Here is a 21101-nt window from a genome sequence, read left to right as displayed (position 1 = left end):
GTCAGACGTCGAATGCGGCGCGGTAGGCGGCCAGGCGGCGGTCGAGGCGGTCGCCGTCGATGCCGAAGTCGCCGAGCCGGTACCGGTGGGTCGTCGCCGGCTTGTCCGCCCCCGCGGCCAGGTAACGGGTCATGCGGTCCCGCGCCGCGACGGTGACGGGCACGCCGATGCGCTCGCAGACTCCGGCGACCACCCGCAGGGGGTCGGCGACGAGATCGGCGTAGCGGACGTCGATCGGCGCCCCGCCGGGGTGGGTGGCCTCGAGCGCGCGGGCGGCCCGGTCCAGCCAGTGCGCGCCGATCTCGGACGGGCTCACGTCGTCGGAGCGGGCGGAGCGCACCGCGGCGGTGAGGCTGCACACGCTGCCGATCGCCACCTTGGGGTCGCGGTGCAGCCGGATCACGGTCGCGCCGGGGTACACGCGGTCCAGGTCGTCGAGGTGCCACAGGTGCGAGGGGCACTTGAGCACGACCGCGGCCGCGGGCTCGGGGTCGGCGCTGAGCAGGCAGTCCAGCTGCAGCTGGTGGAAGTGGTAGGCCGCGGCCATCGGCTGCTGGTCCAGCCAGTCCATGTAGGACGGCACGTTGTAGCGCAGCCCGTAGATGAAGTGGCGGAAGCTGTTCGCGGTGAGCCGGTGGCACTCCTCGGGCAGCTGCGGGTCGAGCGGGTGGATCGCCCGGAAGTCCGGGGCGGCGCGGTAGTACTCCTCGACGTAGGCCGCGCACCCGCGGATGCGCTCCCGCGGCGGCCTCGGGTCGGCGACGCTCATCAGCTCCCACAGCCGCGGCGCGCGCAGGTCCGGGTGCTGGGCGAGGAGGTTGTGCAGGAACGTGGTGCCGGTGCGCAGCAGGCCGGTGATGAACACCGCCCGCGGCCTTGCGACCGGCGGCCGGCCCTTGACCGCGCGGGCCACCCGCAGCTGGGTGACGAGGGCGCCGAGCAGGGCCGCGCGGGTGCCGGCCCGGCCCCGCTCGCTCAGCCGGGCCTCCTCCTCCAGCGCGGTGGTGAGCACGCCCAGGCCGTCGAGGAAGCGCAGCGGCTCCCCGGGCTCGGCGCCGGCCGCGAGGCGGGCCTCGTCGACCAGGCGGCCGGCCTCGAGCGTGGGCGTCGCGATGCCGGTCACGTGACCTCCCCGTACTCCATTGCTGCGAATGCAATTCCCGGAACGAGTCTGGCAAGGGCGGCTGACGTTCTGCTGACCTTGTCCTGACCATTCGGACCGAAACACGAAAACGCCCGGCCAGGGTCTGGCCGGGCGTTTCGCGATACATTTGCGGAGAGGGCAGGATTCGAACCTGCGCAGGCAGTGCCCATCCGATCGAAACCAGATCCCGTTAGCCGCTCCGGGCACCTCTCCCTTGTGCTGCCTCAATCATGGCAGGCCACCCTGACGGGCCGCTGACCCTGCGCTGACCCATTTTCGCGCCTTGCAATGGCCGCCCGCAGGTGTATAACTGGTCAACGGATGCCATTTACCGCCGCTGATCGGAAAAGGGCTTTGCCATGACTGAAGTGTTGACGGAAAGCGACCTCGTCCTCGACGCGATCCAGCGCTACCCGGTGGCGAACAATCCGAGCGCTTTCCTGGCGCTCAACGACGGCAACCTGTATTTCCGTGCCGAGGGCGTTCCCGGCGTGGTCGTGTACCGCGAGTTCGACCGGTACCTGGTGCAGTTCGCCGGCCCGTTCGCCCCGCTGGAGGCCCGCCGCCGGCTGCTGCAGGAGTTCGTGCGCCACGCCGCGGAGCTGGGCAAGGAGATCGTCGCGGTGCAGGTCCAGGACGGTGACGCGCCCGACTACGTGGCCGAGGGCTTCACCGTCAACCAGATGGGCGGCTCGTTCGCGCTCGAGCTGTCCCGGTTCACGCTCGCCGGCACCGCGTTCATGCAGCTGCGCAACAAGATCTCGCGGGCGCTGCGCACCGGGATGGTGGTCCGCGAGGTGCCGCTGGAGCAGTGGCACGACGCCATGCTCGAGCTCGACCGCGGCTGGCTGGGCACCAAGGGCGAGAACGTGAAGCCGCTGGAGTTCCTCGTCGGGCAGTACGGCGGGCGGTACCAGCCGATGCGCCGCGTGTTCATCGGGGAGACCGACGGCCGGCTCATGGGGTACATCACCTACTCCCCCGTCTACGGCGAGCACCCCGGCTGGCTGCACGATCTCACGCGCCGCCAGCCCGACGCGCCCCCCGGGGTGATGGAGGCGATCAACAAGACGGCGATCGACACCTTCATCGCCGAGGGCGTGCCGTGGCTGCACTTCGGCTTCACGCCGTTCTGCGAGCTCGAGACCCAGCCGAAGTTCCCGGGGTACAGCAAGGCGTTCCACTGGTTCATGTCGCACCTGTGGGAGCACGGCGAGATGGTCTACCCGGCGCAGACCCAGCACGCGTACAAGCACAAGTGGAACCCGACGCTGATGACCGGCGAGTACATCGGATTCCAGCACGGCGCCTCGATCCCCGCGCTGGTGCACATCTTCCGCGCGTGCAACGCCATCTAGAGGAGGATTTGTCATGGACGAGATCGAGGCCGCCGGGCAGAAGGTGTTCGAGATGTTCGCCGCGTGCGGCGCGGCACCGGACGACGTCGCCGTGGGCGAGGAGGCCGACCGGGCCCTGCGTCACCTGGACGAGCTGCTGGCATCCGGCTGACGCAGGACTTCGACCGCACGCCACAGGTAGTGGCAGGCCGTGGTGCGATACGGGCGCCACGGCTCTGCCATGTCCGTGAGCTCGGCCGGCGACGGCAGCTCCGCGGTCCCGAAGACCAGCGACGCCCCCTTGCGCACCCCCAGGTCGCCCACCGGCAGCACGTCGGGGCGGCCCAGCCGGAAGATCAGGAACATCTCCGCCGACCAGCGGCCGATCCCCCGCACCTTCGTCAGCGCGGTCACGATCGCCTCGTCGTCCATGGTGGACACGTCGTCGAGGGTCGGCAGCTCGCCCGAGTCCGCGCGCTCGGCCAGGTCGCGCAGCGCGAGCACCTTGGCCCGCGACATCCCGCACCCCCGCAGGTCCTCGTCGGAGGAGCCCAGCACCGCTTCGATGCCGGGGTAGTCGTTCGGGCCGGGGCAGAGCTTGACCAGGCGGCCGAAGACGGTCGCCGCCGCCTTGCCGCTGAGCTGCTGGAACACGATGGCCTCGGCGAGCATGGCGAACACGTCCGGCGCGCCGCGCAGCGGCGTCTCCAGCGGCCCGAGGCGCTTGATCGCCCGGCCCAGCTCCGGATCCGCCTTCCGCAGGTGGTCGACGGCGACACTCATGCGACTTCTCCCTTCCACGGCGGAGACCCGCCGGGGTCACCGGCGGGTCTCGGGCTCAACGGGTCATTCGGCGCAGACGCAGAACTGGTTGCCCTCGGGGTCGGCCAGTACCACCCAGCCGCTCTCCGCGTAGCTCTTCACCTCGCTGGCGCCGAGGCCCTGGATGCGGCGCACCTCGCCGGCCAGGTCGGCGGTGGTGAGGTCGAGGTGCAGCCGGTTCTTGCCGGTGGCGGCCTCGGGCACCCGCTGCAGCGCCAGGCCCGGGCCGCTCTTGGCCGGGTCGTGCAGGTAGGTGTTGTCGTTGTCCGACGAGGAGACCTCGTAGCCGGTGACGTTCAGCCAGAACGTCTTGGCGCGGTCCATGTCGTTGGTGTCGATCGTGATCGTGCCGATCCGTACAGACATGTACATATCCTCCTAAAGATTGCTGCTGTGTGCAAACATCTCGGTCAGCCCGCAGTAGGGCACCAGGGCCGCGGGCACCTCGACGGAGCCGTCGGGGCGCTGGTACTGCTCGAGGATCGCGGCCAGGGTGCGCCCGATCGGCAGGGCCGAGCCGTTGAGGGTGTGCGGGAAGCCGCCGCCGCGCAGCCGGATGCCGGCCCGCCGCGCCTGGAAGTCGCCGCAGTCGGAGCAGGACGAGATCTCGCGGTACGCGTCCTGCCCGGGCAGCCACACCTCGAGGTCGAACGTGCGCCGGGCGGTGAAGCCGAGGTCCCCGGCGCGCAGGTCGATCACGCGGTACGCGAGCCCGAGCTCCTCCAGGCAGCCCGCCGCGTGCGCGGTGAGCCGCTCCAGCTCGGCGCCGGCGTCCTGCGGGCGGCAGAGGCGCACCAGCTCCACCTTCTCGAACTGGTGCACCCGGATGAGCCCGCGGGTGTCCCGACCGTAGCTGCCGGCCTCGGCGCGGTAGCAGGGGGTGCGGGCGGTGACCGCGATCGGCAGCGCGGCGGGGTCGAGCGACTCGCCGCGGTACAGGTTCACCAGCGGTACCTCGGCCGTCGGGATGAGCAGCAGCTCCCGGTCGGCGACCGCGGTGTGGAACAGGTCCTCGGCGAACTTGGGCAGCTGCCCGGTGCCGGTCATCACCTCGGGCGTGACCAGGTGCGGCAGCCCGTGCTCGACGTAGCCCGCCCCGGCGTGCCGGTCGAGCAGGAAGGAGACGAGGGCCCGCTCGAGCCGGGCCCCGGCGCCGCGGGTGACCGCGAACCGCGCGCCCGAGAGCTTCGCGGCCCGGCCCGGATCGAGGATCCCCAGCTCCTCCCCGAGCTCGGCGTGGTCCTTGCGGCCGAGCAGGGTGCGGCCGGGCGGGTCCCAGGTGCGCACCACGACCGGCTCTTCGGCGGCGGTACCGTCGGGAGCCTCCTCGGCCGGCACGTTGGGCACCCGCAGCAGCCGGTCGTGCAGGCCGGTCTCGACGGACCTGATCTCGGCCTCGAGCTCCTGCAGCACGCCGCGGCCCGCGCGGGCCTCCTCGCGGGACCCGCTCGAGCGCTTCAGCGAGGCCCGCAGCTCGTCCCGCGACCGGATCAGCTCCCGCCGCCGCTCGGCCAGCTCGCCGAGCCCGGCGGTGTCGACCTCGTAGCCGCGGCGCTTCAGGCCGACGACCGACTCATCGGTCAGCAGTTGCCGCACGTCGTGCATGAGCCGGCTCCTCCTCCACCGTTGCGGCCGCTTGCTCGACGGCCACCGGTTCCTCCGCAACCGCTTGCTCGACGGCCACCGGTTCCTCCGCAACCGCTTGCTCGACGGCCACCGGTTCCTCCGCAACCGCTTGCTCGACGGCCACCGGTTCCTCCGCGGCCAGCGCCGCATACCGGGCCGGCCGGGCGGACCGCAGCCACAGGCCGTAGCCGATCCCGGCCAGCGCGACCAGGCCCATGAGCCACGGCAGCGCGTTGACGACCGCCGAGTCGGTGCCGGTGACGAGCGGGAACCTCATCACCAGCAGCACGGCCGCGTAGAGCAGCCCGGCCAGGCCGAGCAGCGGCGCGAGGCCGGTGCGCCACCAGTGCCGGTCGGCGCGGCGGGCGAAGAACCCGAGCACGCTCGCGGCCGCGGCGGCCTGCAGCACCACGATCCCGAGCGTGCCGAGGCCGAGCATGCTCGTGGCGAGGTTGGTGTACGGGTCGAGGCCCGCGACGGCGAACAGCGCGCACACCACCACGGTCAGCACCGTCTGCACCAGGCTCGCGCGGGACGGCGACCCGTGGGTCGGGTGCGCCCGGCCGACCCAGCGCGGGAGCACGCCCTCGCGGCCCAGGACGTAGGTGTACCGGTTGGTGGCGCTGTGCAGCGACAGCACGGCCGCGAACAGGCTCGTGCACATGAGCACCTGCATGACGGTCGTGGCGGTGCCGTTGAGGTACTCGTCGGAGAGCCCGAAGAACAGGTCGCCGAGCTGCGCGTTGGCCGTCTCGGTCACGCGGTCCGGGCCGATGCCGCCGACCGCGAGCCAGCTCGTGACGGCGTAGTACACGGCGATGAGCACGACCGAGGTGTACGTGGCGATGGGCACTGCGCGCCGCGGGTTCGGCGTCTCCTCGCCGTACAGCGCCGCGGACTCGAAGCCGATGAACGACATGAACGCGAACATGAGCGCGACGCCGAGCCCGGGCGAGAAGACCGTGTGGGCGCTGAAGGACTCGGCCGGGGCCGCGTGCGCCCCCCGGTGCACCAGGATGGCGACGTCGAGGATCGCGAGGATGGCGATCTCGCAGACCATCAGCACGGAGAGCAGCCGGGCGCTGATGTCGATTTCGCGGTACCCCAGGAAGGCGACCACGAGCACCGCGACGCCGACCCACACCTCCCACGGCAGGTGCAGCCCGTGCTCGCCCGCGACGAGGCTGGTGAAGTACCCGAAGGCGCCGATGAGCCCGATGGTCGCGGCGTTGTAGGCGATGAGCGCGACGAGCCCGCCCCCGACCGCCGCCGGGCGCCCGAGCCCGCGGCCGATGTAGGTGTAGAAGCCGCCCGTGCTCACCACGTGGTGGCTCATCGCGGCGTACCCGACCGAGAAGCACAGCAGCGTGAGCCCGGCGAAGACGAAGGTGGCCGGGACGCCGGCGCCGTTGCCGATCCCCATCGCCAGCGGCACCGTGCCGACCATGGCGGTCAGCGGGGCGGCCGCCGCGACGACGAGGAACACGATCTTCGGGGCGCTCAGCGAGCGCATCAGTTGCGTGGTGCCGTCCATGGCTGCTCCCGTCTCACAGGATGCGGGGCGCCTGGGCCCGCAACAGGTCGATGGCCTCGGGGATGCCCATGTACACCAGGCGGGCGTCGGCCAGTTCGTCGTTCCACCTGGCGGCCAGCTCCCAGCGTGACTCCGGGGTGGTGTCGATCAGCCGCCGGCCGGGGAAGAGCTCGTAGTCCTGCAGCGCCGCCCGGTGCGGCTCGATGCCCTCCTGGAACAGCCGCTCGCGGTGCATGACGAACTCGCGGTCGTGCAGAGTCTCCCAGAGCTCCCGGCCCCGGCGCAGCACGTCGAGCACGTGGCCCCGCTCCTCGGGGTGCCGGATGAGGTGCTCGCGCACGTACGAGCTGCCGACCGTCAGGTGCCGGATCTCGTCGATGGCCGCGCCGCGGGCGATCTCGCCGGCGACCGGGTCGAGGACGCCCCACTTGCGCTCGCTGAGCTCGGTGGAGGCGGCCAGGACGCCCTCGATGATGATGGCGAAGGCGACCACGGCGCCGACGAAGTCGCCCTCGTCGCGCACGATCTGGGTGGCGAAGCGCTGGATCGGGTCGAGGATCTCCTGCTGGTACACCTTCCCGGTCTCCCGGATCCGGTCCATCAGCCCCTCGGCGGGGTGGCCGAGGTCGAGGAGGTGGTCGCGGAAGATCTGGTGGTGGCGGGCCTCGTCGATGAGCTGGGTGCTGTAGAACTCCAGCTCCGCGACGCCGGGCGCGGCCGCGACGTAGTGCGACAGGACGCGGGTGGCCGCCTCCTCGTCCAGCGCCCGGTACGACAGCTCCAGGCTGAGGGCCTCGCGCAGGGGGCCGGGCTCGCGCATGTACTGCGGCGTCTGCTGTTCGCCCGTGTGGCCGCTCGGGCGGCCCTTGAGCGTGCCCTGCGCGACCGCGCGGAACCAGTACGCGACGTTGCACTGCTCGACGGTGAGCTCGAGGTTGGCCGCGCCGTCGAGCAGGCCGGGCGCGTGGTCGAAGTCGGCCTCGACCGGGATCTCCAGCTCGCGGTGTACGGTCTGGGTCATTGCGTTGCTCCTCTGTCGTTGAAGAGTCGGCCACCGAAGGTGAGCAGTGGTTCGCCGGCGTGGTCGTGGCGGCCGCCGACGACGTGCGCGACGAGCATGTGGTGGTCGCCGATGGCGTGCCGGTCGGCCAGGCGGCAGGCGAGGTGGGCGAGGCAGCCGCCGATGAGCGGCGCCCGGGTCTCCGGGTCGGGGGCGATGCTCAGGCCGTCGAACTGCGCGCGCCCCATCGGCCGCTCCGGGTCGGCGAAGCGCGCGGCCAGCGGCGCCTGGGCGTCGCTGAGCACGTTCACCGAGAAGGCCCCGCTGCGCTCGGCCATCGCCGTGAAGGCCGAGGGCCGGCGCAGGCACACGCCGACTACCACCGGGTCGCGGGAGATCGCCACGACCGCGCTGACCGTCGTGCCGTGCCACAGGTCGCCGTCGCAGACCGTCAGCACCGTCACGCCGGACGCGACCCGGCGCAGGGCCGTGCGGGCCAGCACGTCGACGTCCTCGCCCACCGCCGCGCTGGTCACCGCGCCGCGCGCGCCGACGCCGCGACCGGGGCCGGAGACGGCGGCAGGTCCACGGCCGCGGGCACGCGCCGCGCATCGGAGGGGGTGCGCCGGAGCATCTCCACGATCCGGTCGTAGGCCGGGCTCGGGATCGGCTCGAACGGCAGCCCGAAGGGCTTGAGGAAGTTGCCGAACAGGCCGCGGTCGCCGAACACGTGGAACGGGATCGCCAGCAGCGCCCACTCGGGGCCGATCAGCCACAGGTACAGGCCGATGACGGCGGTCTGGGTGACGAAGCTGTGCGCCGAGTTGTACAGCACGTAGTACACCTTGGAGATGCGGTGGTCGGGGCTGCGCCGGAACGCGATGGCGCCCGGGATGTAGCCGACCAGGTCGATCCAGGCGAACAGCGCGATGAACGGGATCCAGCGGATCTCGGTGATGTGCCACAGGATGAGCACGATGGACAGGCCGAAGCCGAGCAGGTACTCGGCGCGGTGCAGCTTGAACGTGACCGGCGATTCGAACGGGTTCTTCTGGTCCATGGTGGAGGGTCTCCCTTCCTGTCAGGACAGCCGCAGCGGCTCGCCCTTGAAGTAGTCGTCGAGCGCGCCGGCGGTGCTGCCGCGCGACGGCGGGTGGAACGCCAGCGCCCCGATGGTCGAGGCGAGGTAGGTGGTGTCGGCGTCGCGCAGGAACGCGATGCCGCCGAGCAGCTCGACCGCGCCGGTGACCGCCGCGGCCAGCAGGTCCTGGCTCGCGTACCGCGCGACGAGCACCTTCGCCACGGCGTCCTCGCCGGCCAGGCCGGCCTCCAGCGCCCGCGCGGCCCCCTCGACGAGGTCGACCGCGGCCTCCAGGCGCAGGGTGAGCGCGAGCCGGTCGGTGGCGCCGCCCCGGCCGCGTTCGAGCACCCGCGCGACGATCGCCGACGCGGCCCCGACGTACGTCGAGGTGGCCAGCAGCTCGAACCACGTGAAGCCCGCGGTCTGCAGGTCGTCGAGGCGGCTCTCGTCCTCGGGGGTGCTGGCGATGACGAGCTCGGCCGGCACGTGTACCCGCTCCAGGCGCACCTCGTGGCTCTGCGCGCCCAACAGCACCGGGTTGTTCCAGAACGGCTGCACGCTGATGCCCGCCGACGAGGCCGGGATCAGCAGCAGGGCCAGGGCCGGGCGCCCCTGCTCGTCGGTGACCGACACGCTCGCGGTGAGCACGTCCATCGAGCGCGCGAGGCTGCACGGCTTCTTGGCCCCGTTGACCTCGTAGCCGCCCTCGACGGGCGTCGCCACGACCGACGGCAGCAGGATGTTCTGGTCGGTGCGGCCCTCCGCCCAGCCCGACGCGAGCAGCAGCCCGTCGGCGCCGATGCCGGACATGAGCTTCAGCTGCGCGTCGGTGAGCCGGCCGGCCGACTCGGCCAGCGAGAACAGCATGGCGACGGTGAAGTGGTGCATGGCCAGTCCGACGCCGAGCGACGGCGACAGGGCGGACACGGCGCGCTGGACCCGTACGGCCTCCAGCGGCCCGGCCGCGCCGCCGCCGAAGTCGGCCGGCGCGAGCAGGCCGGGGCCGCGGTGGCGCCGGTAGATGTCGAGCACCGGGCTGCCGTCGGCCTCCCGATCCGCCAGCGGCAGCGCCTCGAGCGCGGCGAGCAGGCCCGGATGGAAGCGCTCGCACTCCTCGCGGGCGACGGTCAGGGAACGCATCGGGCGAACGCCTCCTTCGAACGGTTGGAACAGCTCCGTCGCCGAGTCTGGCAATGGCGGCTGACCGTGGCCTGACTCTGAACTGACCACCGTTTCCGACGTGAAAAAGCGCCCGGGATCGCATCCCGGGCGCTCTTTCTTTCAATGGCGGAGAGGGCAGGATTCGAACCTGCGTGGGCCCGTTGGGCCCGACCAGTTGCCCGGTCCCCGGTAGGCCGCTCCGGGAACCTCTCCTCGCTGGGTGTCGCCTCGATCGCCTCGATCGCCGCGATCGCTTCGATCGCTTCGCTTTCGCGGAGAGGGCAGGATTCGAACCTGCGCAGGCAGTGCCCATCCAGTCGAAACCGGATCCCGATGAACCGCTCCGGGCACCTCTCCTTGTTTCCCTCGTCCGGTGCCTTGCGGCTCCGTTCGATGTCTCCATCTTGCACCCCCCGCCTGACCCCCGGCTGACGACCGCCTGACGCATTTGACGTCAGCCGGAAATCAGCCGGGAATCGCATGATGAGCGCATGACACACGCCGACGAAGCGGTGCTGGGACTCGCCGCCGAATACGCGAACGAATACCTCGCCGGCCTGGCCACGCGGCCGGTCGGCGCCACCGCCGGGCCCGCACAGCTGGAGCCGCTGCTCGGCGGCCCGCTGCCCGCGGGCCCCGGCGAACCCACCGAGACCATCAGCCTGCTGGCGAAGGCCGCGCGCGCGGGCGGCGTGGTGGCCAGCGGCGGCCCGCGGTACTTCGGCTTCGTCGTCGGCGGCGCCCTGCCCGTGTCCGTCGCCGCCGACTGGCTGGTGAGCGCCTGGGACCAGAACAGCGGCGTGTACGACCTGGGGCCGGCGACGGCGACCGCGGAGTACGTCACCGCACAGTGGCTCGTCGAGCTCTTCGGCCTGCCGGCGGGCACGTCGGTCGGCTTCCCCACCGGCTGCGCGATGGCGCATCTGACCGCGCTGGCCACGGCCCGCCACCACGTGCTCGCCGCGGTCGGCTGGGACGTGGAGCGCGACGGCCTGCGGGGCGCGCCGGAGGTGCACATCGTCGCGTCGGCCCAGCGGCACCTCACGATCGAGCGGGCGCTGCGGTACCTGGGCCTCGGCGTCGGCCGCACGAAGTCGGTCGGCACCGACGCCGAGGGCCGGATGCGCCCCGACCTGCTGCGCGCCGAGCTCGCCCGCTGCGACGGCCCGACGATCGTGTGCACCCAGGTCGGCGACGTCAACAGCGGCGCGATCGACCCGGTCGGCGAGATCTGCGACAGCGCCCACGAGCACGGCGCCTGGGTCCACGTCGACGGCGCCTTCGGCCTGTGGGCGGCGGCGAGCCCGGCGCTGCGCCCGCTGCTGGCCGGCATCGAGCGCGCCGACTCGTGGGCGTCGGACGCGCACAAGTGGCTCAACGTGCCGTACGACTGCGGCCTGGTCTTCGTCCGCAACGCCGAGGACCACCGCGCGGCCATGCTCAACGCCCGCGCCGACTACCTGCCCGACCCGGTTCCCGGCGAGCGCGACCCGATCGAGTGGGTCCCGGACTTCTCGCGGCGCGCGCGCAGCCTGCCGGTGTGGGCGGCCCTGCGCACGCTGGGCCGCTCGGGGGTCGCGGCCCAGATCGAGCGCGGCTGCGCCCTGGCCCGCCGCTTCGCCGCCGGCCTGGCCGCGATCGAGGGCGCGGAGGTCCTCAACGAGGTGGCCCTGAACCAGGTCCTGGTCCGCTTCGCCGGCGACGACACCATCACGAGGGGCGTGATCGAGCGCCTGCAGGAGCGCGGCGTGAGCTGGTTCGGCGGCACGACGTGGAACACCCAGGCGGCAATGCGCGTCTCGGTGACGTCATGGCGCACGACCGAGTCCGATGTGGACACGGTGCTGGCCGAGATCCGCGCCGTCTTCACCGAGGTCCTGTCGGCGACCGTCCCCGTCTAGGCCCTCAACGCGGGAGGCGCTGGGCCCAGTAGACCCGGCCGTCGACGGCCGGCACGGCGGCGGCCGCCGTGAGTCGCCTCCGTCCCATGCGAGGTAGTACAGCACATCAGCGCCGGGCGTAGAGCTCCCTCAGGCGGGGCTTCGGGACCTTCAGGGCGGCGTTGCGCGGCAGGGCGTCCAGGAACAGGACCGACGTCGGCTTCTTGTACGACGCCAGGTGCTGCCGGCACCAGGCGGTGACCGCGGCCTCGTCGAAGGTGTGGCCCGGCGCGCGGACGATCGCGGCGACCACCGTCTCGCCCCAGCGTTCGTCCGGGGCGCCGAAGACCGCGGCCTCGGCCACGCCCGGCATGCGGGACAGGGCCTGTTCGACCTCGGCCGGGTACACGTTCATGCCGCCCGTGACGATCATGTCCTTGAGGCGGTCGGTGATGTACACGTAGCCGGCCCGGTCGACCCGGCCGATGTCGCCGGTGTGCAGCCAGCCGTCGCGCAGGGCCTCCGACGTGGCCTCGGGGCGGCGGAAGTAGCCCGCGAAGAGCGTCTCGGACTGCACCAGCAGCTCGCCCTCCCCGCCCGCCGGCACGTCGGCGCCGTCGGGGCCGATGACGCGGACGGCCGCGATGTGGGCCGGGCGGCCCGCCGAGGCGTAGATGTCGTCCGCCTCGCAGGCGCCGGTCCAGTCGGCGGGGACGGTGGTGGTCACCGGCGCGCCGGTCTCCGTCATGCCCCACGTCTCGACGAAGCGGTCGCCGATGACGGAGACGAGGTCGCGCATCACCTCCGGGCGCATCGCCGAGGCCGAGTGCAGTACGCCGGTCAGGGAGCCGAGCACCTCGGGGCGGCGGCGGACCTCCTCGGTGAAGGCGGGGGCGAGCGGCGACGGTACGTAGGTGAAGGTGGAGCGCTCGCGGATCATGCGGTCGACCCACTCGGCCGGGGGCAGGCCGGCCATGAACGAGAGCTCGCCGCCGAGGTACAGGTGCGGGAGCATGACGCCCCAGATGCCGGCGACGAACGAGAAGGAGCCGGTGAAGGCGCAGCGGCTGCCGGGCCGCAGGCCGTCGTGGACCGGCATGTGCCGGATGATCCGGCTCAGGTTCTCCTGGGTGATGACGACGCCCTTGGGGGCGCCCGTGGTGCCGCTGGTGTAGCCGATGATGGCCGGGGCCGACGGCGGGGCCAGGCGCGGGGCGATCGGGGCGGCGTCGAAGACCGGCTCCAGGACCACCGGCGCGGAGACCGGCCGGCCGGACCCGGCCGCCGGGTCGAAGCGGCCGGCGGCCGGCGCCACGAAGGCGGCCACGCCGGCGTCGTCCACGATGGACTGTACCTCCGGCCGCGCGAGCCGGTCGTTCACGTGGACCGCCGTGTAGCCGCCCAGCAGGCACCCGAGGTAGCACTCCAGGGCCTCGACGCGGTTGTCCATCATCAACGCGACCCGGTCGCCGGCGCGCACGCCGTGGGCGGTCAGCACGCCGGCGAACCGGGCCGCGTTGTCGAACAGGTCGCCGTACGTGCGCTCGGTGCCCCCGGCCCGCACCGCGACCCGCCCGGGGATGCGCCGCGCGACGCTGAGCAGCAGCATTCCCGGAGTCACAGCAGTTCCACGGCGGATGCCAGGGTCGCGGCGCCGAGAGGGTCGGCGTCGGTGGACGACGGCACCAGCACAATGTCGTCGACGCCGTTGTCCACATAGGAGCGGACCCGCTCGGCCGCCGCCGAAGGGGAGCCCACGACACCGATCGCGTCGATCAGCTCCGACGGGATCGCGGCCAGCAGGTCGCGCGGGTGCGGGCCGGTGCGCGCGAACGCGACCACGTCGCCGAAGCCGGCGCGGATGAACATGTCGGAGTACCCGGGCGCGGCGAGGTAGCCCACGACGCCCCGGCGCAGCTGCTCGTACGCGGCCGCGAGGTCGGTGCCGATCGCGGCCGGGGCCCAGACGGCGACCCGCGGGCGGGGACCCTCCGCGGCCGCCTCCAGCTGGGCCACGAGCTCGCCCGCGGTCGGCGGGTCGAGCAGGTTGAGCACCATGCGGTCCGCGTGCCGGGCCGCGGTGGCGACCGCGCGCGGGCCGAAGGCGGCGACGACGAGCTCGCCGGGCACCGGGGGCAGCCGCAGCCGGTACCCCCGCACCCGCTCTCCCGCCAGGAGCGCCCGCACGGCCTGCGCCGAGTCGTCGAGCGCCTGCGCGGAGCCGGACCGGGAGCGGCCGTGCCACTGCTCGACGACGACGGGGCTGGAGGTGCCCAGCGCCACCGAGACCGCGCGCCCGGTCAGCGCCGCGACCGAGGCCGCGCCCATCGCGACCATCATCGGGTCGCGGACGGTGACCGCGAACGGGCCGAGCACGAGCCGGGTCGCGGCCGGCAGCAGCGGCCCGGCCGCGGCCGCGAGGGCGAAGGCGTCGTACGTGGCCATCTCGCCGATCCACACGGCCGGGAAGCCGTGCTCGCCGGCGAGGCGCGCGGTGTCCAGGGCCTCGGCCGCCGGGCGGTCCTGCCACAGGCCGAGGGAGATCTCGATCGTCATGAGTGGCTGAAGTCCGCCGGCAGGCCCATGCCGCGCATCATCGTGGCGCGATCGTAGTACTCGAGCCACTCCGTGACGAGCCCGTCGGCGCCGATGCGCAGGATGCCGACGACCGGCAGCTCGACGTGGTGGCCGTTGATGTCGAAGTCGTCGACGCGCTCGATGAAGACGCGGCCGTCGATGACGCCCATCGCCTTCACCCGCAGCTCGATCCGCTCCAGGCCGGCGGTCAGCGAGCGGATCCGGGCCTCGATGGCGGGCCGGCCGACGATCGGTTCCTGCATCACGCTGTGCAGCACGCCGTCCGCGGCGAACAGGGCGACGACCCGGTCCCAGTCCATCCGGTTCCAGGCGTCGACCATGTCCCGCGCGACGTCCAACGGAGCACTCATGCGTTGATCTCCTCCCGGAGGGACCGTTTCAAGACCTTGCCGACGGGGTTGCGGGGCAGGGCCTGGCGCAGCTCCAGTCGTTCGGGCAGTTTGTACGAGGCGATGCGCTGGTCCTTCAGGAACTCCACCAGGCCGGCCAGGTCGAGCTCCCGGCCCTCGCGGGGCACGACGACGGCGCACACCCGCTCGCCGAGCACCTCGTCGGGGTAGCCCACGACCGCGACGTCGGCCACGGCCGGGTGCGCGGCGATGAGCCCCTCCAGCTCGGCCGGGGCGATGTTCATCCCGCCGCGGATGACGAGGTCCTTGGCCCGGTCGACGTACTCCAGGAACTGCCCGTCGTCCCCGGCGATGACGAACACGTCGCCGGTGCGCAGGTACCCCTGCTCGTCGAACGGGCTGGCGAGGCGCTCGCCGTGCAGGTACCCCGCGAAGACCGTGGGGCCCTTCAGCCGCAGCTCGCCGGGGACCCCGGGCTCGGTGACCTCGTCGCCGGTCGCCGGGTCGACGAGCCGGACGGTGGTCCACTCGGTGACGCGGGAGCTCCAGGTGTAGCCGGGCACGCCGTAGCGGGGGAAGTAGCGGGCGCGCTGCTCCGGGTCGGGCACGTCGTGCGGGTCGGTGAGCAGCGAGATGCCCTCGTTGGAGCCGAAGAAGTTGATGATGCCGATGCCGTGGCGCTCCTGCCAGCCGCGGACCATCGGCGGCGCCAGCGGTACCGAACCCGACCCGATCTGCTTGAGGCTGGAGATGTCCGCGGCGGCCAGCAGCTCGTCGCGCTGCAGGAGCAGGGTGAGCAGGGCCGGCGGGGCGACGGTGTAGGTGGCCCGCTCGGCGGTGATCTGGGCCAGGAACGTCGGCAGGTCGAACGGGTGGTGCTGCACCAGGATGCAGCCGACCCGCAGCCACGGCAGGAACATGCCGTTGATGCCGGCCATGTTCACCATCGGGAACGGGTTGAGCAGCACGTCGTCCTCGGTGAGGCGGGGCGCCTCGACGGTGGCCCAGCAGATCGCGAGCCAGTCGTAGTGGCTGCGCGGGACGCCCTTCGGGGTGCTCTCGGTGCCGGAGGTCCAGCAGATCGTGACGCAGTCGTTCGGGTCGGCCTCGTGCGCTTCCACTGTGGACCCGTCGGCCGCCGCCATCAGCGCGTCGGCCGGCAGCACGCCTTCGGGGAGGTCGGCGCCGTGCGCCAGCACGACGCCGGGGAGGTTGTAGCCCGCGAACTCGGCGGCGTGCGCCCGGTCGCCGATCCGGTCCGACGTCAGGTAGAACTTCGCATCGGCCAGCTCGGACAGGGCGACGATCTCGTGCTCGCGGAACTGCACGGGGAACGGGGTGACGATGAGGCCGATCCGCCAGGCCGCCAGGTAGGCGACGACGAGCTCCACGGTGTTGGGGAGCTGGACCGCGACGACATCGCCCGGCTCGGCGCCGAGGTCCAGCAGGACCCGGGCGAGCCGGTTGGTCGAAGCGTCCAGCTCGCCCCAGGTGAGGCGGCGCGGCTCGGTGCCGACGAGCGCGGCCTTGTTGGCCGGGTCGACGACCGCGAGCCGGTCGGGCTGCCGGGCGACCTGGGCCCGCAGCAGAGCGTCCATGGTGTCCTGCGACCACCAGCCGCGCGAGGTGTACTCCGCCACGCGCTCGAGTGGGTGCAGTTTACGTCCCGGCATGCCCGAACCCCCCTTACTACTTAGTGATGTCCGCTATTTCGTCAGGTATTTGCCGGAGATGTCGATGACGTCGCCGAAGGGCTTGAACGCCACCGCCGTCGCGTCCCACTGGAACGGGCGGAACGCGAGGATGCCCAGCGGGGCCGTCGGGGCCATCTTCCACTTGATCCCGTCGATGAACATCGGCGGCTGGTACTCCTGCGTCCGCGCCGCCTCCATGATGCCCGCGTGGGACAGCTTGGAGGGGGAGGACGCGGCCTTCTTGAACACGTCGATCATGAGGTCGCCGATGACCCAGCCGTTGACCGTGTAGCTGTTCGTCGGCGCCGCGTTGTTCTGGGCCTTGAGCTTCGCGAGGTAGTCGGTCATGCCGGGGTCGGACGCGTACAGGTCGCTGGCCGGGTTCTTCAGCCACACCGGCACGAGCTGCCCGTCGGCGGCGGCGCCGGCCGGCTTGTAGAGCGTGTTGCCGTCGACGCAGTTGGACGGCTGGATGAACGTCTCGGGCTTCCAGCCGCTGCGGCCGATCGCGGTCGACAGGGCCGGGCAGTCGGTGGTGACGCCGGCGTCGAAGAGCACCTGGGCGCCGCTGGCGCTCAGGGTCGTGGCGGCCGCGGCCGGGTCGGCCAGCGAGACCTCCTTGACCAGCTCGAGGTTGGTGCCCTGCAGCGCCTTCTTGAAGCCGTCGGCGAGGCCCTTGCCCGACTCGGTCTGGTTGGCCGCGATGGCCACCTTGGCGCCGTTGGGGTACTTCTTCTTGAGCAGCTCGACGTCGAACGCGGTCTCGACGTCGGCCGACGGCAGGTACTGCGTCGTCCAGGGGAAGCTCTTCACGTCGCGGAACGTCGGCACGCCGGACTGGGCGAACAGCAGCGGGACGCAGGCCGCGTTCTGGTCGTCGGCGACCGCGTCGAGCTGGCCGGAGCCGAACACGTCGAGCACGTCGACCTTGTCGCTCTGGATCAGCTGCCCGACGTTGGCCTTGGCCTTGGCCGGGTCGAACGCGTCGTCGCGGGTGACGACGTCGAGCTTGACGCCGTTGATGCCGCCGGCCGCGTTCTCCACCGCGAAGCGGTCCTTCATGCCCTGTAGCACCGCGCCGACGGCGCCGGCCAGCGGGCCGGACAGCGCCGCGGACCAGCCGACCTTGAGCGTGCCGCTGATCTCCTTGGTGGCCGCGGCGGGGTCGTCGCAGTCCTGCGTGGGGGCCTTCCAGGCGCCGGCGGCGGCCGGGGCCCCGCTCGCGGCGGGCTCCGGGTCGTCGCCGGAGTTGGCGTTACTGCACGCCGCGAGCAGTAAGGTCGCGGTCGCCGCGGCCACCAGGTAGTGGTGACGCCTCATGGGTGTTCTCCTCTGACGCGGGGGTTGGGGTGTGCACCTGGACCAGGCGTCCGCTCAGCCGGCTGAGCCCGCCGACGATTCCGTCGGGCATCAGGAAGATGATCAGGATCAGCACGACGCCGAAGAGGACGCCGGAGAGCTGGCCCTGGCTGACGTTCGCGGGGTTCAGGCTGGCGGTCAGGTAGGGGATGTAGACGACGGCGAAGGCCCCGACGAGCGGGCCGAGGCGGGTCGCGGCGCCGCCGATGACCAGACCGGTGATGAACTCGATGGACTTGAGCAGGGTGAAGGAGCCGTCCGGGGAGAGGGCGGCGAGGTACATCGCGAAGAGGCACCCGGCGAGGCCGGTGACGGCGCCGGAGAGCCCGAAGACCGTCGTCTTGACGGCGGCGACGCGCACGCCGGAGGCGGCGGCCGCGATCTCGTTGTCGCGGGTGGCGACCATGGCCAGGCCCGCGCGGCTGCGCACGAGCAGGTGCACGAGGACCAGGACCGCGCCGAGCGTGACGGCCGAGAGCCAGAACAGCCACTCGGCGCGTTCGCCGGCGCCGAACCCGCTCCACGGCGGCGGGTTGAGCAGGCGGCGGCGGATCACCAGGCCGCGGGCGCCCCCGGTGAGCGACTCGAAGCGGCGCACCAGCTCCGGGAAGGCGACGCCCACGGCCAGGGTGACCAGGGCCAGATACAGGCCGCGGATGCGCAGCGCGGGCAGGCCGATGACGAAGCCGACGACGAAGCACAGCAGCACCGCGGGGACGACTGTGGAGAGCGGATCGAGGTTGTACTTCATGACGAGGACGCCGGTCGTGTAGGCGCCCAGCCCGAAGAACGCGCTGTGCCCGATGGACAGCAGGCCGGTGTAGCCGGTGGCCAGGTTGAGCCCGCTGATCGCGATGGCGTAGATGAAGACGCTGGTGAGCTGGGAGACGCGGAACTGGGCGAGCCCGGAGGCCCACAGCAGTGCCAGGACGGCGAGCGCGGCGAGCGCCAGGAGGACGGCGCGGTGCGGCCAGGTGCCGCGGGTGAGGACGATCGGCGTACGCATCACACGCGCTCCGGCTGACGGGTGCCGAACAGGCCGTTGGGGCGCAGCACGAGCACGGCGACGATGATGGTCAGCGCCGCGGTCTGCGGCAGGGTGTCGCCGATGAACCCGACGTAGCCCATGATCAGCTGCTGCAGGACGCCGAGGACGAGGCCGCCGACGACCGCGCCGACCGGGCTGTCGAGGCCGCCGAACAGCGCCGCGGCCGAGGCGTAGATGAGGATCGGGAACATCGTCTGCAGCCCCAGCTGCTGCGGCGAGAGCGGGGTGACGAGCACGCCGGCGACGGCGCCGATCGCGCCCGAGACGCCCCAGCCGAACATGAGCACGCGTCCGGTGCGCACGCCGCTGAGCGCGGCGGACTCGGGCGCGTTGGCCACGGCCCGCATGTGCAGGCCGAGCGTGGTCCGGTTGAACAGCAGGAACATCAGGCCCACGACGACGAGGACGACGAGCCAGACGCCGAGGCCGTCGAAGTACAGCCGGGCGCCGCCGATGCTCAGGTAGTCGTCGAGGCCGTTGGGGAAGATGCTCGGCATCACCTTGGTCTCGGAGTTCCAGATGAGCCCGGCCAGGGCGTTGAGCGCGGTGAACAACCCCAGGCACACGATGAGCACGGCCATGTCGTTGCGCCGGCGCACCGGCCGGATCAGCGTGCGCTCGATGCCGGCGCCGAGCACGAGCCCGGTGACGGTGGCCACGACGAGCCCGGCCCAGATCGGCGCGCCCAGGGTGGTGAGCCACCAGGCGATGTAGGTGGTGAAGAGGGCGAGCTCGCCCTGGGCGAAGTTGATGGTCCCCGAGCCCCGGAAGACGATCACCAGGGCGAGGGCCATGATGGCGTACACGCACCCGTTCGTGATGCCGTCGAAGAGCCGGTCGAGCAGGAGCGACACGGTGTTCCTCCCCTAGTAGCCCAGGTAGGCGCGGCGGACCGCGTCGTTGTCGCGGAACTCGGCGGCGGGGCCGTGCCCGGCGACGCGGCCGACCTCCAGCAGGTAGGCGCGGCCCGCGAGGTCGAGCGCGAGCTCGGCGTTCTGCTCGACGAGCAGCAGCGCGGTGCCGTCCTCGCGGTTGATGTCCCGCAGCACCGCGAACAGCTCGGCCACGATCTTCGGGGCGAGCCCCAGGCTGATCTCGTCGCACAGCAGCAGTTGCGGGCGGCTCATGAGGGCGCGGGCCACGGCGAGCATCTGCTGCTCGCCGCCGGACAGCGTGCCCGCGATCTGCTTGGCGCGCGCCTTCAGGACGGGGAAGACGCCGTACCAGCGCTCGACGTCGATCTTCTCCCGGCCGCGCACGGCCGCCCCGACGCGCAGGTTCTCCTCGACGGTGAGCGCGGTGAAGGTTCCGCGGCCCTGCGGTACGAGGCTGATTCCCTGGCGGACGACCGCCTCGGCCCGGCCGCCCAGCGGCTGCCCGGCGAACGCGATCGTGCCGCGGCTGGGCAGCAGGCCCGCGATGGCCCGCATGAGCGTCGTCTTGCCGGCCCCGTTGGCGCCGAGTACGACGACGACCTCGCCGGCCCCGACCGTGAGGTCGATGCCGTGCAGCACCTGGGCCTGGCCGTAGCCGGCGACGAGCCGCTCGACTTCCAGCAGATCGCTCATGCCGACGCCTCCGCTTCGCTCCGTACCGCTCATGTCCGCCCCAGGTAGGCCGCCGCCACGGTCTCGTCGCGCTGCACCGCTTCCGGCGCGCCGTCGGCGATCTTGCGGCCGGAGTCCATCGCGACGACGTGGTCGCAGATGCCCATCACGAGGCCCATGTGGTGCTCCACGAGGAGGGCCGAGAGTTCGTACCGGTCGCGAATCCGCCGGATCAGCTCGCCCAGGTCGCGGACCTCGGCGTGGGTCAGGCCGCCGGCCGGCTCGTCCAGCAGCAGCAGCCGGGGGCGCGCGGCGAGGGCCCGGGCCAGCTCGACGCGCTTGAGGGTGCCGAACGGCAGGCCCTGCGCCGGGTGGTGGGCCACGTCGGTGAGGTCGAGCGCGGCCAGGATGTCGTAGGCCTCGGCCCGCAGCGCCCGGTGCCGCCCGCGCCGCACGTGGGCGCCGGCGACCGTGTTCTCCAGGACGCTCAGCGAGCCGAAGAGCGCGAGGTTCTGGAACGTCCGCGCGATGCCGTGCCGCACGATGCGGTGCCGTGGCACCGCCAGCAGGTCGCGCTCGCCGAACCGGATCGTGCCCCCGTCCGGCTGGTAGATGCGGGTGATGCAGTTGAACAGCGTGGTCTTGCCGGCGCCGTTCGGCCCGATCAGCCCGCAGATCTCACCGGGCGCGACGGTCAGGCTGATCCCGTCGAGCGCGGTGACCCCGCCGAAGTGAATCCGGACGTCGCGCACGTCCAACGCAGCAGCCGACACCAGCGTCACCTCCGGCTTACTTCAATTGACAGTGCTACTCGTCTTACTACAACAGTCGGAGTGACTCGTCAATGGGGCGTCCTGAGCCCTCGAAGTACTCGCAGCTCACGATGCTCAGCGTCCGGCCCTGGAACCATCGCGAAACGG

General features: G+C 72.3%; 21 protein-coding genes, 2 tRNA genes and 1 pseudogene. 3 read left to right on the top strand and 21 right to left on the bottom strand.

What is annotated here, in order from left to right; all coding sequences use genetic code 11:
• Position 1: 1 nt before the first annotated feature.
• Both ACPPVO_RS15080 and ACPPVO_RS15075 read right to left on the bottom strand, forming a co-directional pair.
• Positions 2-1123 carry a sulfotransferase family protein gene (locus ACPPVO_RS15080; RefSeq protein ID WP_426511829.1) on the bottom strand — a complete coding sequence of 374 codons (1122 nt, stop codon included), beginning with the start codon at positions 1121-1123 and terminating at the stop codon, positions 2-4.
• A 151-nt stretch (positions 1124-1274) separates the two neighbouring features.
• A tRNA-OTHER gene (locus tag ACPPVO_RS15075) sits at positions 1275-1357 on the bottom strand.
• Between the two features lie 146 nt (positions 1358-1503).
• On the opposite strand from ACPPVO_RS15075, the gene ACPPVO_RS15070 reads away from it, so the two are divergent.
• Complete coding sequence (locus ACPPVO_RS15070) at positions 1504-2502, top strand: bifunctional lysylphosphatidylglycerol flippase/synthetase MprF (RefSeq protein ID WP_426511828.1); 999 nt, start codon at positions 1504-1506, stop codon at positions 2500-2502.
• A gap of 13 nt (positions 2503-2515) precedes the next feature.
• Positions 2516-2653, top strand: coding sequence for a hypothetical protein (locus tag ACPPVO_RS15065; RefSeq protein ID WP_426511827.1), 138 nt, complete (start codon positions 2516-2518; stop codon positions 2651-2653).
• Here ACPPVO_RS15065 and ACPPVO_RS15060 read toward each other — a convergent pair.
• The 10 genes and pseudogenes from ACPPVO_RS15060 to ACPPVO_RS15015 all read right to left on the bottom strand — a co-directional run bounded on the left by ACPPVO_RS15060 (position 2623) and on the right by ACPPVO_RS15015 (position 10062).
• Entirely contained in the window at positions 2623-3264 is a 642-nt protein-coding gene (locus ACPPVO_RS15060) for a DNA-3-methyladenine glycosylase family protein (protein WP_426511826.1), read from the bottom strand. The two genes, ACPPVO_RS15065 and ACPPVO_RS15060, sit on opposite strands and share 31 nt — an antisense overlap.
• A gap of 63 nt (positions 3265-3327) precedes the next feature.
• A complete protein-coding gene (locus ACPPVO_RS15055) occupies positions 3328-3669 on the bottom strand; it encodes a VOC family protein (RefSeq protein ID WP_360376122.1) in 342 nt (113 codons plus the stop codon).
• Between the two features lie 12 nt (positions 3670-3681).
• Complete coding sequence (serS, locus tag ACPPVO_RS15050) at positions 3682-4908, bottom strand: serine--tRNA ligase (protein WP_426511825.1); 1227 nt, start codon at positions 4906-4908, stop codon at positions 3682-3684.
• Positions 4877-6463 (bottom strand): amino acid permease, encoded by a 1587-nt coding sequence (locus ACPPVO_RS15045; RefSeq protein WP_426511824.1) that lies wholly within the window; start codon positions 6461-6463, stop codon positions 4877-4879. Before ACPPVO_RS15045 ends, serS begins: the two co-directional genes overlap by 32 nt.
• Before the next feature lie 13 nt (positions 6464-6476).
• Entirely contained in the window at positions 6477-7484 is a 1008-nt protein-coding gene (locus ACPPVO_RS15040; protein WP_426511823.1) for a VlmB-like protein, read from the bottom strand.
• Positions 7481-7984: a flavin reductase family protein gene (locus ACPPVO_RS15035; protein ID WP_426511822.1), complete on the bottom strand. Its 504-nt coding sequence runs from the start codon at positions 7982-7984 to the stop codon at positions 7481-7483. The genes ACPPVO_RS15040 and ACPPVO_RS15035 overlap by 4 nt, the downstream gene beginning before the upstream one ends.
• 11 nt (positions 7985-7995) lie before the next feature.
• Positions 7996-8523 carry a hypothetical protein gene (locus ACPPVO_RS15030; RefSeq protein WP_360376136.1) on the bottom strand — a complete coding sequence of 176 codons (528 nt, stop codon included), beginning with the start codon at positions 8521-8523 and terminating at the stop codon, positions 7996-7998.
• 21 nt (positions 8524-8544) lie between these two features.
• A complete protein-coding gene (locus ACPPVO_RS15025; RefSeq protein WP_426511821.1) occupies positions 8545-9684 on the bottom strand; it encodes an acyl-CoA dehydrogenase in 1140 nt (379 codons plus the stop codon).
• Between the two features lie 145 nt (positions 9685-9829).
• Positions 9830-9918 (bottom strand): annotated as a pseudogene (locus ACPPVO_RS15020).
• 60 nt (positions 9919-9978) lie between these two features.
• Positions 9979-10062 (bottom strand) — tRNA-OTHER (locus tag ACPPVO_RS15015).
• A 134-nt stretch (positions 10063-10196) separates the two neighbouring features.
• On the opposite strand from ACPPVO_RS15015, the gene ACPPVO_RS15010 reads away from it, so the two are divergent.
• Positions 10197-11606 carry a pyridoxal phosphate-dependent decarboxylase family protein gene (locus tag ACPPVO_RS15010; protein WP_426511820.1) on the top strand — a complete coding sequence of 470 codons (1410 nt, stop codon included), beginning with the start codon at positions 10197-10199 and terminating at the stop codon, positions 11604-11606.
• A 106-nt stretch (positions 11607-11712) separates the two neighbouring features.
• Here the strand turns inward: ACPPVO_RS15010 and ACPPVO_RS15005 are convergent, their stop codons facing one another.
• Genes ACPPVO_RS15005 through ACPPVO_RS14965 form a run of 9 tightly spaced genes read right to left on the bottom strand, consistent with a single transcriptional unit; the run spans position 11713 to position 20954 of the window.
• Positions 11713-13206 carry a class I adenylate-forming enzyme family protein gene (locus ACPPVO_RS15005; protein ID WP_426511819.1) on the bottom strand — a complete coding sequence of 498 codons (1494 nt, stop codon included), beginning with the start codon at positions 13204-13206 and terminating at the stop codon, positions 11713-11715.
• Entirely contained in the window at positions 13203-14141 is a 939-nt protein-coding gene (locus ACPPVO_RS15000) for an LLM class F420-dependent oxidoreductase (RefSeq protein ID WP_426511818.1), read from the bottom strand. The genes ACPPVO_RS15005 and ACPPVO_RS15000 overlap by 4 nt, the downstream gene beginning before the upstream one ends.
• The gene (locus ACPPVO_RS14995) at positions 14138-14533 is read right to left on the bottom strand and encodes a nuclear transport factor 2 family protein (RefSeq protein WP_360376150.1); all 396 of its coding nucleotides are present in this window, start codon (positions 14531-14533) and stop codon (positions 14138-14140) included. Before ACPPVO_RS14995 ends, ACPPVO_RS15000 begins: the two co-directional genes overlap by 4 nt.
• Positions 14530-16206, bottom strand: a complete 1677-nt coding sequence (locus ACPPVO_RS14990) for a class I adenylate-forming enzyme family protein (RefSeq protein ID WP_426511817.1) — start codon at positions 16204-16206, stop codon at positions 14530-14532. Before ACPPVO_RS14990 ends, ACPPVO_RS14995 begins: the two co-directional genes overlap by 4 nt.
• 33 nt (positions 16207-16239) lie before the next feature.
• Positions 16240-17547, bottom strand: a complete 1308-nt coding sequence (locus tag ACPPVO_RS14985; protein WP_426511816.1) for an ABC transporter substrate-binding protein — start codon at positions 17545-17547, stop codon at positions 16240-16242.
• Positions 17483-18592 (bottom strand): branched-chain amino acid ABC transporter permease, encoded by a 1110-nt coding sequence (locus tag ACPPVO_RS14980; RefSeq protein WP_426511815.1) that lies wholly within the window; start codon positions 18590-18592, stop codon positions 17483-17485. The genes ACPPVO_RS14985 and ACPPVO_RS14980 overlap by 65 nt, the downstream gene beginning before the upstream one ends.
• Positions 18592-19488 carry a branched-chain amino acid ABC transporter permease gene (locus ACPPVO_RS14975; protein WP_360376161.1) on the bottom strand — a complete coding sequence of 299 codons (897 nt, stop codon included), beginning with the start codon at positions 19486-19488 and terminating at the stop codon, positions 18592-18594. The genes ACPPVO_RS14980 and ACPPVO_RS14975 overlap by 1 nt, the downstream gene beginning before the upstream one ends.
• Positions 19489-19500: 12 nt before the next feature.
• Positions 19501-20202: an ABC transporter ATP-binding protein gene (locus ACPPVO_RS14970; protein WP_426511814.1), complete on the bottom strand. Its 702-nt coding sequence runs from the start codon at positions 20200-20202 to the stop codon at positions 19501-19503.
• Positions 20203-20231: 29 nt separating this feature from the next.
• Positions 20232-20954 (bottom strand): ABC transporter ATP-binding protein, encoded by a 723-nt coding sequence (locus ACPPVO_RS14965; RefSeq protein ID WP_426511813.1) that lies wholly within the window; start codon positions 20952-20954, stop codon positions 20232-20234.
• Positions 20955-21101: the final 147 nt, after the last annotated feature.

This window comes from Dactylosporangium sp. McL0621 (genome assembly GCF_049995355.1).
GTDB lineage: Bacteria > Actinomycetota > Actinomycetes > Mycobacteriales > Micromonosporaceae > Dactylosporangium.
This window is presented reverse-complemented; position numbering and strand designations above follow the sequence as displayed.

Coding starts and splice junctions, on each gene's coding strand:
- ACPPVO_RS15070 (WP_426511828.1), top strand. CDS start 1,504: ATGACTGAAGTGTTGACGGAAAGCGACCTCGTCCTCGACGCGATCCAG.
- ACPPVO_RS15065 (WP_426511827.1), top strand. CDS start 2,516: ATGGACGAGATCGAGGCCGCCGGGCAGAAGGTGTTCGAGATGTTCGCC.
- ACPPVO_RS15060 (WP_426511826.1), bottom strand. CDS start 3,264: ATGAGTGTCGCCGTCGACCACCTGCGGAAGGCGGATCCGGAGCTGGGC.
- ACPPVO_RS15055 (WP_360376122.1), bottom strand. CDS start 3,669: ATGTCTGTACGGATCGGCACGATCACGATCGACACCAACGACATGGAC.
- serS (WP_426511825.1), bottom strand. CDS start 4,908: ATGCACGACGTGCGGCAACTGCTGACCGATGAGTCGGTCGTCGGCCTG.
- ACPPVO_RS15045 (WP_426511824.1), bottom strand. CDS start 6,463: ATGGACGGCACCACGCAACTGATGCGCTCGCTGAGCGCCCCGAAGATC.
- ACPPVO_RS15040 (WP_426511823.1), bottom strand. CDS start 7,484: ATGACCCAGACCGTACACCGCGAGCTGGAGATCCCGGTCGAGGCCGAC.
- ACPPVO_RS15030 (WP_360376136.1), bottom strand. CDS start 8,523: ATGGACCAGAAGAACCCGTTCGAATCGCCGGTCACGTTCAAGCTGCAC.
- ACPPVO_RS15025 (WP_426511821.1), bottom strand. CDS start 9,684: ATGCGTTCCCTGACCGTCGCCCGCGAGGAGTGCGAGCGCTTCCATCCG.
- ACPPVO_RS15010 (WP_426511820.1), top strand. CDS start 10,197: ATGACACACGCCGACGAAGCGGTGCTGGGACTCGCCGCCGAATACGCG.
- ACPPVO_RS15000 (WP_426511818.1), bottom strand. CDS start 14,141: ATGACGATCGAGATCTCCCTCGGCCTGTGGCAGGACCGCCCGGCGGCC.
- ACPPVO_RS14995 (WP_360376150.1), bottom strand. CDS start 14,533: ATGAGTGCTCCGTTGGACGTCGCGCGGGACATGGTCGACGCCTGGAAC.
- ACPPVO_RS14990 (WP_426511817.1), bottom strand. CDS start 16,206: ATGCCGGGACGTAAACTGCACCCACTCGAGCGCGTGGCGGAGTACACC.
- ACPPVO_RS14985 (WP_426511816.1), bottom strand. CDS start 17,547: ATGAGGCGTCACCACTACCTGGTGGCCGCGGCGACCGCGACCTTACTG.
- ACPPVO_RS14980 (WP_426511815.1), bottom strand. CDS start 18,592: ATGCGTACGCCGATCGTCCTCACCCGCGGCACCTGGCCGCACCGCGCC.
- ACPPVO_RS14970 (WP_426511814.1), bottom strand. CDS start 20,202: ATGAGCGATCTGCTGGAAGTCGAGCGGCTCGTCGCCGGCTACGGCCAG.